Source organism: Parasphingomonas frigoris, from assembly GCF_036663815.1.
Classification (GTDB): domain Bacteria; phylum Pseudomonadota; class Alphaproteobacteria; order Sphingomonadales; family Sphingomonadaceae; genus Sphingomonas.
Window position 1 is genome coordinate 1016803 of the sequence record NZ_JAXOJQ010000001.1, and the last position, 12056, is coordinate 1028858.

The 12056-nt window shown below is 68.3% G+C and carries 8 protein-coding genes; 6 read left to right on the top strand and 2 right to left on the bottom strand.

The window, feature by feature from the left end:
- Positions 1 to 21: 21 nt before the first annotated feature.
- The 3 genes from U1872_RS04700 to U1872_RS04710 all read left to right on the top strand — a co-directional run bounded on the left by U1872_RS04700 (position 22) and on the right by U1872_RS04710 (position 5311).
- On the top strand, positions 22 to 2616 hold the full coding sequence (locus tag U1872_RS04700; RefSeq protein ID WP_332791693.1) for a TonB-dependent receptor: 2595 nt from the start codon (positions 22 to 24) through the stop codon (positions 2614 to 2616).
- Between the two features lie 10 nt (positions 2617 to 2626).
- Positions 2627 to 3844, top strand: a complete 1218-nt coding sequence (locus U1872_RS04705; RefSeq protein WP_332791694.1) for a histidine-type phosphatase — start codon at positions 2627 to 2629, stop codon at positions 3842 to 3844.
- Positions 3845 to 3916: 72 nt separating this feature from the next.
- Entirely contained in the window at positions 3917 to 5311 is a 1395-nt protein-coding gene (locus U1872_RS04710) for a M20/M25/M40 family metallo-hydrolase (RefSeq protein WP_332791695.1), read from the top strand.
- Here the strand turns inward: U1872_RS04710 and U1872_RS04715 are convergent.
- Positions 5278 to 5892, bottom strand: a complete 615-nt coding sequence (locus U1872_RS04715) for a TetR family transcriptional regulator C-terminal domain-containing protein (protein WP_332791696.1) — start codon at positions 5890 to 5892, stop codon at positions 5278 to 5280. The two genes, U1872_RS04710 and U1872_RS04715, sit on opposite strands and share 34 nt — an antisense overlap.
- 64 nt (positions 5893 to 5956) lie before the next feature.
- Between U1872_RS04715 and U1872_RS04720 the strand changes: the two genes are divergently transcribed.
- A complete protein-coding gene (locus U1872_RS04720) occupies positions 5957 to 7117 on the top strand; it encodes an aromatic ring-hydroxylating oxygenase subunit alpha (protein ID WP_332791697.1) in 1161 nt (386 codons plus the stop codon).
- A 190-nt stretch (positions 7118 to 7307) separates the two neighbouring features.
- Positions 7308 to 8903, top strand: a complete 1596-nt coding sequence (locus U1872_RS04725) for a phytoene desaturase family protein (RefSeq protein ID WP_332791698.1) — start codon at positions 7308 to 7310, stop codon at positions 8901 to 8903.
- Positions 8904 to 9009: 106 nt separating this feature from the next.
- Here U1872_RS04725 and U1872_RS04730 read toward each other — a convergent pair whose 3' ends face one another.
- Positions 9010 to 10290 (bottom strand): APC family permease, encoded by a 1281-nt coding sequence (locus tag U1872_RS04730; RefSeq protein WP_332791699.1) that lies wholly within the window; start codon positions 10288 to 10290, stop codon positions 9010 to 9012.
- 145 nt (positions 10291 to 10435) lie between these two features.
- Here U1872_RS04730 and U1872_RS04735 point away from each other — a divergent pair, with 145 nt between their 5' ends.
- Positions 10436 to 12022, top strand: a complete 1587-nt coding sequence (locus U1872_RS04735; RefSeq protein ID WP_332791831.1) for a tetratricopeptide repeat-containing sulfotransferase family protein — start codon at positions 10436 to 10438, stop codon at positions 12020 to 12022.
- Positions 12023 to 12056: the final 34 nt, after the last annotated feature.

Sequence of the window (12056 nt, forward strand, 5' to 3'; positions counted from 1 at the left end):
AGACATCACGGGGCACACATCATGACATTCCGATCGAACGGCGCGCTCCTCGCGGGCGTCGCCGTGGCGAGCCTGCTCGCGCAGGCCCCCGCCATCGCCGCAGCGCAGACGCCACCGCCCGCACAGGCCGCCCCCGAAACCGAAGAACCAGCCGACATCGTCGTCACCGGTACCGCCGCGGGCGAACGCCGCGCGATCGAGGAAAAGCGCCGCTCGAACAATTTCGTCGAGGCGCTCTACGCCAACGACGTCGGCAAATTGCCCGACCAGAACGTCGCCGAAGCCGTCCGCCGCCTCCCCGGCGTCACGGTCGCCAACGATCAGGGCGAAGGCCGCTACGTCGTGATCCGCGGGATCAACCCCAATCTGATCAACGTCACGCTCAACGGCATGACGCTCCCCGCGCCCGAACCCGACGGCCGCCAGGTCAAGCTCGACGACATCCCCTCGGCGCTGATCAACGCGGTGGTCGTCACCAAGTCGCTCACCGCCGACCAGGACGCCAATGCGATCGGCGGCGCGGTCGATATCCGCACGCTCTCGGCGTTCGATCGCAAGGCGCCCTTCTTCCTCGATGCGCGCGCCGCGCTCGGCTGGTCGAAGTTGAACGACGGCCACCCCTATGAGGCCGATGCGCAGATCGGCGGCCGGTTCGGCCCCGAGCAGCAGTTCGGCGCGGTCTTCTCGCTCAACCATTCCGAACGGCCGATTGAATCGGAAAATTTCCAGGGCGCGACCAGCTGGCGCGTGCCGACCGCGGCGAACGGCTTCGTCGTTCCCGACGGGTACGGCCTGCGCGACTACAACCTCACGCGCAAGCGCACCGGCGCCGTGCTCAACCTCGACTGGCGGCCGAGCGACACCACCAAATTGTATCTGCGCGGCACCTATTCGACCTTCGATGACAATGAGGTGCGCGACCAGAACATCATCGACAACCAGTCGGGCTTCGCCAACCAGACCGCGACGAGCGGCACCTTCGTCGGCCGCGGCATCGTCCGCGTGCGGCTGCGCAACGAGAAGGACAATACCAAGGGCGTTACCGGCGGCGGCAGCTTCACGCTCGGCGGCGGCGCCAAGCTCGAGCTCGCGGCGGGCTATACCCGCGCCGAGAAGAGGGATCCGCTGCGCTCCGAATACACTTTCCGCACCGGCGGGTCGGCGCTGCAGGTGCGTTACGACGTGTCCGACACGCCCTATGTCTTCACCCAGACCAACAGCGTCGCGCAGACCGCCTACGGCTTCAACGCGGTCAATTACGACCGGCGCCTCGCGGTCGAGACGCTGGTCCAGGGGCGCGCCGATCTGACCGTGCCGCTGTCGTTCGGGAGCGATTCGAGCCTCAAGCTCGGCGGCAAGTTCCTCGACCGGCACAAGACCAACAATCGCGACTTCACGACCTATACGCTGACGACGGGGCGGACTTTCAACCTCGCCAGCGTCTCCTACCTCGGTGACACCAGCTTCTACGGCAACGACTACACCTTCGGGTCACGGATCAACTATGCGACCGCGCAAGCCTATGTCGCCGCCAATCCCGGCCTGCTCACGCTCAACACGGCGAGCTCGCTCAACAACAGCCTCGCCAACGATTATGACGTGAGCGAGCAGATCGCCGCGGGCTATGCGATGGCGACGCTGACGTTCGACAAGCTGACGCTCGTCCCCGGCGTCCGCGTCGAGCATACGCGCGATCGCAGCAAGGCCAAGCTGATCACCGCCGCCTCGACGCTCGACCAGGGCTACAATGCGTTCGGCGCGAAGGACTATACCGACGTGTTTCCGGGGCTCAACGCGCGCTTCGACGCGACACGCAACCTCGTCGTCCGCGCCGCCGCGACGACTGCGATCGGCCGACCCAATTATCCCGATCTCTCGCCCTACGTCTCGGTCGACCTGACCACCAGCCCGCGCCCGACGGTGACGCTCGGCAACCCCGACATCACGCCGTACAAGGCGATCAACCTCGACGCGGCGATCGAATATTATCTGCCGGGCCAGGGCGTGATCTCGTTCGGCGCCTTCTACAAGAAGATCGACAATCCGATCTATACGCAGACGCAGATCAACACGGCGGGCACCTATGCCGGCCAGACCTTCAGCGCGGTCGACGTGGTCAAACCGCTCAACATCGACGTCGCCTATGTCCGCGGGCTCGAGGCGAACATCCAGACGCGCTTCACCTTCCTGCCCGCGCCGTTCGACGGCCTGGGCGTGGCGGTGAACTATTCGCGCGTGACCGGGCATGGCAGCGGCACGGTGCTCGGCGCGACGCCGCGGACCGGCGACATCCCGCTGTTCCAGCAATCGCGCGACACCGGATCGGCGCAGGTCTTCTACGAGAAATATGGCGTCGCGGTGCGCGCGGCCTATTCGTATCGCTCGGCCTATCTCGACACGCTGGGGGCGACCGCCGCACTCGACCAATATACCGACAAGAACGGCCAGCTCGACGTCAATGTCAGCTATCAGGTCGCGCCGCAGCTGACCTTCTTCGGCAGCGCGTCGAACCTTACCGATGCGCCGTGGCGGCGCTATATCGGAATCAAGACGCATCTGGTCGAGCGCGAGCAATATGGCCCGAGCTTCCGCTGGGGCGCGCAGCTGCACTTCTAGGACTGGCCGAATGACCCGATCGATGCTGCGCGCGCTCGCCGCTTTCCTGCTCGTCAGCGCGACCGGCGCGGGCGCCGCGCCACCGACCGCGCCCGGTGCGCCGCTGCGGGTCGAGCGCGTGGTGATGCTGATGCGCCACGGCATCCGCCCACCGACCAAGGCGCCGGCGATGCCCGACGGCGTCGCTGCCGAGGCGTGGCCGCGCTGGCCGGTCGCGCCGGGCTGGCTGACGCCGCACGGCACCGCGGCGATCGCACGCGTCGCGCGGAGCGACCGCGCCGGCTTCACCGCCGCGGGCTTGCTGCCGGCGAAGGGCTGCGCGCCGACGGGCGCGATCCGCATCGTCGCCGACAGCGACCAGCGCACGATTGCGACCGCGCAGGCCTATGCCGCAGGCGTCGCGCCGGGTTGCACCGTCGCGCTGGTCCACAAGCCGCAGGACGTCGCCGACCCGCTCTTCTCGCCGATCGATGAGGGCGTAGCCACGCTCGACACCGACGCGGCGCGGGCTGCGGTGCTCGACGCCGCGGGGCCGGGCGGCATCGCCGCGCGGGAAGCGAAGCTCGCGCCGGTGCTGGCGCGGCTCGATGCGATCCTGTGCGGCAGCGCGAAGGGTGGCTGCGGGGTCGCGAAGACACCGTCGGGGCTGGCCGCGGCAAAGCCCGGCAAACGCCCCAAGCTGACCGGCGCGCTCGACCTAGGATCGACCGTCGGGCAGATCCTGCTGCTCGAATATGCCGACGGCAAGCCTAAGCGCGACGTCGGCTGGGGCCGCGCCACCGCCGCCGACGTCGCCGCCGCGTCCGAACTGCACGCGGTCGAATTCGAACTGCTCGCGCGCCCGCGCTACATCGCCGCGCGCAACATGGCCGGGCTCGGCCCGCTGCTGCGCGACGCGATCGTCGACGGCACCGCGCCGGCGCTGACGATGGTGTCGGGGCACGACACCAACATCGCCAGCCTGGCGGGCCTGCTCGACCTGCACTGGCAGGTGCCGGGGCTGGCGCGCGACGATCCCTCGCCGGGCGGCGCGATCCTGTTCGAACGCGTCGTCGATCGCTCGGGCGCGCGCTTCGTCCGCGCTTTCTATCGCTCGCAGACGCTCGAGCAGCTGCGCCGCGGTGTGGACGGCCCGATCTATCGCGCCGCGCTGACGATCGGCGGCTGCGGGACTCTGTGCCCGATTGCTCGGTTCGATGCCCTGCTCGGCGAGGCCCTGGCGCGCTGATCGCGGCGGGCCGGCCTTGCGTGGATCGCAGCGCGCGTTAGGCTCTGCGCTTTCGCCGCCAAGGATTTGTACATGCGCCCATTCGTTGTCTCGCTGCTTGCCGCCTCGATCCTGACCAGCGCGGCGCAGGCGGCGGCGCCATCCTCGGCGCAGGCAGCGGCGGACCAGGCGCTCGATCTCGCCAAGAAGGCGATCGCGTTGCGCTCGGTGAAGGGCCCGGGCAACCAGACCCCGCAGGTCGCAGCCCTCTACAAGGCGGCGCTCGTCGCAGGCGGTTTTGCCGATGGCGATGTCGAGATCGTGCCGGTCGAGGATACTGCCTATCTGCTCGGCACGTGGCGCGGCAGCGATCCGGCGCTCAAGCCGCTGGTGATTTCGGGCCATATGGACGTGGTCGAGGCCAAGCCCGCCGACTGGCAGCGCGACCCGTTCACGCCGGTGGTCGAGAATGGCTATCTCTACGGCCGCGGCGCGACCGACATGAAGCTCGACGGGACGATCGCGATCGCCGCGCTGACCGACCTGCGCCGCACCGGCTACAAGCCCAAGCGGACGATCGTCATCGAGTTCTCGGGTGACGAAGAGACGGCGATGAAGACTTCGACGCTGATCGCCGAGCGGCTGAAGAATGCCGAGCTCGTCCTCAACATCGATGGTGGCGGCGGCGTGCTCGACGAGGCAACCGGCAAGCCCAAATATTGGACGTGGAACGGCGCCGAAAAGACCTATGCCGATTTCCGCCTGACCGTCACCAACCCCGGCGGCCACTCGTCGATGCCGCGCCCGGTCAATGCGATCGTGCAGCTGTCGAAGGCGCTCGAAAAGGTCGGCGCCTATCAGTTCAAGCCCGAACTCAGCCCGCTGACGCGCGAGGCGCTCGCCAAGGCGGCACCGTTCGAGGAGCCCGCGATCGGCGCAGCGCTGAAGGCGTTCGTCGCCAACCCGAACGACGCGGCGGCGATCGCGACGCTGACTGCCAACCCCGCGACGGTCGGCAAGATCAGCACGACCTGCGTGCCGACGCTGGTGAGCGGCGGCCACGCCGAGAACGCCCTGCCGCAGCGCGCCACCGCCAACATCAACTGCCGCATCTTCCCCGGCCACAAGCCCGCCGACATCATGGCCGAACTGGGCCGCGCGATCGGCGACCCGGCAGTCAAGCTCGAGGATGTCAGCGAGGGCTCGGTCGCCAACGACGCCTCGCCGATGCGCCCCGATTTCATCGCCGCGATCGATCGCGCGATGGGCCAGGTCTATCCCGGCGTTCCGGTCTTCCCGGCGATGGCCTCGGGCGCGAGCGACAGCATGTGGTTCCGCTATCATCACGTGCCGAGCTATGGCGCGAGCCCGACCTTCATCAAGCCGTCGGAAGATTTCAGCCACGGCCTCAACGAGCGCACGCCGATCTCGACGATCGAGCCGGGGATCCGCTATTATCGGCTGCTGTTCGCCGATCTGTCGAAGTAGGTTTCGAGCTGGCGCTCGGCGAGGCGGCTTGCCTCGTCGGGCGTGAAGGCGCCGGGCGACAGGCACAGTTCGAGCCATAGACCGTCGACCAAAGCGGTGATCGCGATCGCCGCCAACCGCCGCTCGGCGGCGGGCAACTCGCACGCCGCGAGCAGGGCCTCGAGATCGTCGCGATACGCCTGGTAGAGCGCGTCGTGGCGCGCGGCGATGATCGGCTTGGCCGACAGGCTCCAGAAGGCGATCCACGTCGCGAACAGGCCGCGGTCGGCGATCGGCGGGGCGAAGCTGGCGGTGACATAGGCGGCGACGCGGTCGCGCGGATCGTCTCCCGCCGCCTCGACGGCGGCGGCGAGCGCGACATGCACCTGCTGCCCGACCGCGGCATAGGTCTCGGCGACCAGTGCATCGACCCCGGCGAAGTAATGCCCGACCAGCCCCGGCGACACCCCCGCCTCGACCGCGATCGCGCGCACCGAGGCGCCGGTCGCGCCGTCGCGCGCGAGCACGCGCGCGGTCGCGGCGATCAGCGACTGGCGGCGCGCGTCGGGCTCGGCGCGGGAAAAGGCTGGCTTGGCGGTCATCGGCCCCTGTTGCGATTGGCGCATTCTTATTATACGATCGTCCAACAAGCAATCGGAGCCGCCCATGCCCCTCAACGTCGAGCAAGCGGAGCACGATCCCGATGCCGACTGGAGCTTGCCCGGCTGGCTCTACACCGATCCCGAATATCATGCGGTCGAGATGGCGCGGGTGATCCGCCCGTCGTGGCAGATCGTGTGCCACCAGAACGACCTCGCCGAGCCCGGCGCGTTCCACACGCTAGATTATATCGGCGAGAGCATCGTCGTCGTGCGCGGCGAGGATGGCGCGGTGCGCGCTTTCGCCAACGTCTGCCGCCACCGCGCGATGCGGCTGGTCGAGGGGCCGCACGGTTGTGCGCGCAAACTGGTCTGCCCCTATCATGCCTGGACCTACGAGACCGACGGGCGGTTGACGGGCGTGCCGATGCGGCGCGACTATCCGGCGCTGGTGCTCGCCGAGAATGGCCTGGCGCGCGTCGATCTCGAAATCTGGCGCGGCTTCGTGTTTGTCCGGCTCGAGGGCGACGGTCCATCGGTCGCGACAATGATGGCGCCCTACGATGCCGAGATCGCGCCCTACCGCTTCGAGGATATGCAGACGCTCAGCCCGGTCCGGCTGCGCGACCGGGCGGTCAACTGGAAGAATGTCGGCGACAATTATTCGGACAATCTCCACATTCCGGTCGCGCATGACGGCCTGACCCGGCTGTTCGGCAAGAGCTATGCGATCGAGGCGCAGCCGTGGGTCGACAAGATGTCGGGGCGGCTCGTCGATCGCCCCTCGGATAATCCATGGGAGCGGTTCTACCAGGCGCATCTGCCGCCGGTGCCGCATCTGCCCGCCGAGAACCAGCGGCTGTGGCTCTATTTCAAGCTGTGGCCCAACATGGCGTTCGATCTGTATGCCGACCAGATCGACTTCATGCAGTGGCTGCCGACCTCGCCGACCAGTTGCGTGCTGCGCGAGATGGCGTTCGCGCTGCCGGACGCGCGGCGCGAGATGAAGCTGGTGCGCTACGCCAACTGGCGGATCAACCGCGTCGTCAATGCCGAAGATACGTGGCTGATCGACCGCGTCCAGCAGGGGATGGCGTCGCAGAGCTATACGGCCGGGCCGATCGGGACGAGCGAGGTGTGCCTGCGCAGCTTTGCGCGGAAGATACGCGAGCGGATCCCCGAGGCTCGCCACCATCGCGCGCCGGCGCTGGGATGGTCACGCGCTTAACCCTCTCCCGCCTGCGGGAGAGGCAACGGAGACTTGTTCCACATTCTTCATGTGGGCCTAGTCGCAGTCGGTGAGGGCCTTCTTCTGGGTAGCGCATCGTAGAAGAAGAAGACCCTCCCCTACCCCTCCCGCGAAAGCGGGAGGGGGTAAAAGAAAGAAGAATGAGCGAACCAAGGAGGCTGGAGACCGCATGACGAAACGCTACGACGCCCTCATCATCGGCGGTGGCCATAACGGCCTGGTCTGCGCCTTCTATCTGGCGCGCGCCGGCCTCAAGGTCCGCGTGCTCGAGCGGCGTCACGTCGTCGGCGGCGCGGCGGTGACCGAGGAGTTCCACCCCGGCTTCCGCAACTCCACCGCGAGCTACACCGTCAGCCTGCTGCGCCCCAAGGTGATCGCCGACATGAAGCTGCACGATCGTGGCTATCGCATCATCGAGCGGACGATCAGCAACTTCTTCCCCTTTCCCGACACTTATCTCACGCTCGGCGGCGGCACCGCGCGGACGCGAGAGCAGTTCGCGCGCTTTAGCCAGAAGGATGCCGACGCCTATCCCGCCTACGACGCCGCGCTCGAAAAGGTCGCGCAAGTGCTGCGCGATCTCGCGCTGAAGACGCCGCCCAATGCCGGTGGCGGCCTGCAGGCGTTGCTCGCGGGCGCAACGCAGGGCTGGCCGATCGCGAAGATGGACATCGCCGCGCAGCGCGACCTGCTCGACGTCTTCACCAAATCGGCACGCGACTTTCTCGATGGCTGGTTCGAGGACGATCATGTCAAATCGGCTTTCGCGTTCGACGCGGTGGTCGGCAACTACGCCGGCGTGTCGACCCCGGGCAGTGCCTACGTCCTGCTCCACCACGTGTTCGGCGAGGTGAACGGCAAATATGGCGCGTGGGGGCATTCGGTCGGCGGGATGGGCGCGATCACGCAGGCGATGGCGCGCGCGTGCGAGGATGCCGGGGTCGAGATCAGCCTCGAAGCGCCCGTCGCCAAAGTGCTGACCGAAGGCGGCAAGGTCGCCGGCGTGCGGCTGGAAACGGGCGAGGAAATCGCCGCGACCACCGTCGCAGCCAATGTCGGCCCGGCTTTGCTGTACCGCCAGATGGTCGACGCCGCCGACATGCCCGCCGACTTCAAGCGCCGGATCGATGGCTTCAAGACCGGCAGCGGCACCTTCCGCATGAACGTCGCTCTCTCCGAACTGCCCGATTTCAGCGTGCTCCCCGGCAAGGCCAAGGCCGAGCATCACACCGCCGGGATCATCATCGCGCCGGGAATGGACTATATGGACCGGGCCTTCATCGACGCGCAGCAGCATGGCTGGTCGAAGAAGCCGATCGTCGAGATGAAGCTGCCGACGACGGTCGACGACAGCCTCGCCCCGCCGGGGCAGCACATCGCCAGCCTGTTCTGCCAGCAATTCGACCCCAAGGTCGATTGGGACGCGCACCGCGAGGCGGTCGCCGACCTGATCATCGACACGGTCACCGAACATGCCCCCAACTTCAAGGCCTCGGTGATCGCGCGGCAGATCCATTCGCCGCTCGATCTCGAACGCAAGTTCGGGCTGGTCGGCGGCGACATCTTCCACGGGACGATGGGGCTCGACCAATTGTGGGCGGCGCGCCCGATGCTCGGCCACGGCGATTATCGCGGGCCGATCAAGGGGCTCTATATGTGCGGATCGGGCACGCATCCCGGTGGCGGAGTGACCGGTGCGCCGGGGCACAATGCAGCGCACGAGATCCTGCGCGACCGGAGTTTCGTGGGGCGGCTGTTCGGCTGAGAAAGGCTCAACCCCAGCCCCGTTCGTTTCGAGCGAAGTCGAGAAACAGGCAACACGCGGTCCGCAGGGTTTCTCGACTTCGCTCGAAACGAACGGCGGCGAGGGCCTACGATCGAACGGTGCGTCCCCCGAACCGCAGCCAATAGAGCGGCAGCGCGGTCAGCATCAGCCCGACGCTCGCGCCTGCCGCCTCGGCGCCTGCCCCCCACATCGCCCAGCCCGCAAACGCCAGCCCGGCGACCGCGGCGATCGGCGCGATGCGCAGCAGCAGCGCGGTCAGGCACGCCCCGGCGTAGAGCCAGATCGACGCCGCCGCGGTCAGCCGCAGCATGAAGTCGAGCAGCCCGCCGAGCGAGCGGGTCGCGTTCGACAGCACCAGCACGCTCGCGAGCGTCGTTGCGAGCAGCAATACCGGGATCGGCACGTCGCGCGCGCTGGTCCGCCCGATCCAGCGCGGCAGCAGGCCGGAGCGCGCCATGCCGAGCGGCACCTCGCCCTGTAGCAGCGTCCAGCCATTCAGCGCACCAATCGCCGCGATCGCCGCGAAGGCGGCGGTGGCGAGCCCCGCCTGATGTCCCCAGAAGCGCTCGACGAACAGTGCGAACGGCGCCTGCGCGGCGGCGACCTCGGCGCCTGGCAGGGCGAAGATGATCCCGCTGCACACGATGACGTAGAGCACGCCCGTCAACGCCAGCCCGAACAGCGTCGCGCGCACGACATTGCGCGCGGGATCGCGCACCCGCTCCGCCGCGACGCTCGCCGCCTCGAACCCGACGATCGCGAAGAAGGCGAGCGTCAGCGCCGGGGTCAGCTCTCCCCAGGCGAAGGGCGGATGCGGCTCCGCGCGGAAGGCGGCACCGCCGCCGAACGCGAGCGCGGCGAGGATCAGCACGATCGCAGCGAGCGGCAGCAGCTTGAGCGCGGTCGTCGCGACCTGGAACGCCCCGGCCAACCGCGCGCCGCCCAGATTGAGGAGCGTCAGCAGCCAGAGCAGCACCGTCGCCGACAGCGCGAGCGACAGCGACGTCGCCGCGAGCGCGGGCACGAACTGCGCGAGATAGCGGATCGCGGTGAGCGCGATCACTGCGTTGGCTGACCACACGCTGACCCAATAGCTCCACCCGACCAACACGCCGGGCAAGGGGCCGAGCCCCGCCCCGCAGATCGCCACAACGCCGGTCGCCGCCGGCATCGCCGCGGTCAGCTTGGTCAGCACCCAGGCGATCAACAGCGCACCGCCGACCCCGGCACCCCATGCCGCCACGCTCGTCCAGCCATAAGGCGCGAGTTGCGCCGGAAGAACGAAGATGCCCGATCCGACCATCCCGCCGACCACCAGCGCGGTCGCGGTCCAGAAGCCGAACGGGCGTTGCGGTGGCGACTCCATGCTGGTCCCCCGGGACCGGATCGATCCCCTCGCCTATGCAGCACGCGCCGCGGCGCAACGCCATAGTTCCTTTTGCGCGGCACTGCGCTACCACCGCGCGATGATGCAGACGACGAGCAGCGAAGCGAGCGGCGAAACCGGCTGGATGGCGGCGAGCGGGCGCTATCCGGCGCGACTGGTCGAGGCGGCGCTGGCGCTGCACGACAATCGCCTCGGCGCGGCCGAGCCGCTGCTCAAGGCGCACCTCAAGGACGATCCGTTCGACGTCGCCGCGATCCGCATGCTTGCCGAGCTTGCCGGGCGGATCGGACGCTATCGTGATGCCGAGACGCTGCTGCGCCGCGCGGTCGAGCTGTCGCCCGCCTTCACCGCGGCGCGCGCCAATCTCGCGCTGGTGCTGTACCGCCTCAACCGCCCGGCCGAGGCGATCGCCGAACTCGACATCGTCGCCGCGGAGGATCCCGACAACCCCGGCCACGCCAACCTCCAGGCCGCCGCGTTCGGGCGGATCGGCCAGTTCGACGACGCGATCGCGCTGTACGAGCGCGTTCTCGCCGATGCCCCGGCGCAGCCGCGCGTGTGGATGAGCTTTGGCCATATGCTCAAGACGGTGGGGCGGCAGGCCGACGGCGTCGCCGCCTATCGCCGCGCGATCACGCTGCTGCCGACGCTGGGCGAAGCGTGGTGGAGCCTGGCCAACCTCAAGACGGTGCGCTTCACCGCCGACGACATCGCCGCGATGGAGGCCGCGGTCGCGCAGTCGGATATTGCGGACGAAGACAGCTTCCACCTCGATTTCGCGCTGGGCAAGGCATTCGAGGATCTGCGCCAGGCCGAAGCCGCCTTCGCGCATTATGCCGCGGGCAACGCGCGCCGCCGCAGGCACATCCGCTACAGCGCCGACGAAACCACGGGTTTGGTCGATCGCAGCATAGCGCTGGGCACGCCGGATTTCTTCGCCACGCGCGCACAGCAGGGCTGCCCGGCGCCCGACCCGATCTTCATCGTCGGCATGCCGCGCGCCGGATCGACGCTGATCGAGCAGATCCTGGCGAGCCACAGCCAGGTCGAGGGGACCAGCGAGCTCCCCGACATTCCGGCGCTGGCGCGACAGGACGGCGGCTATCCCGAGAGCATGGCAGACTGGTCGCCCGACCGCCTGCGGGCGGCGGGCGAGGCGTATCTCGAGCGCACGCGGATCCAGCGGCGCACCGATCGTCCCTTCTTCATCGACAAATTGCCCAACAATTGGGCGCATGTGCCCTTCATCCACCTGATCCTGCCGAATGCGCGGATCATCGACGCGCGGCGCCATCCGCTCGGCTGCTGCTTTTCCAACTTCAAGCAGCATTTCGCGCGTGGCCAGGGCTTCAGCTACGCGCTCGACGACATGGGCCGCTACTATCGCGACTATGTCCGGCTGATGGATCATGTCGACGCCGTGCTGCCCGGGCGCGTCCACCGCGTGCTGTACGAAGAGATGGTCGACTCGACCGAGGCGACGGTGCGGGCCCTGCTCGACGCCTGCGGGCTGGCGTTCGAACCGGCCTGTCTCACCTTCCACGAAACCGCGCGCGCGGTGCGCACGGCGAGCTCCGAGCAGGTCCGCCAGCCGATCTTCCGCGACGGCACCGATGCGTGGAAACTGTTCGAGCCGTGGCTCGATCCGCTCAAGGCCGCGCTTGGCTCCACTCTCGCGGATTATCCTTACATCCCCGTCACGACGTTGTAATTTCGCCACGGTCTTGTTCGATTGTTACGCCCGC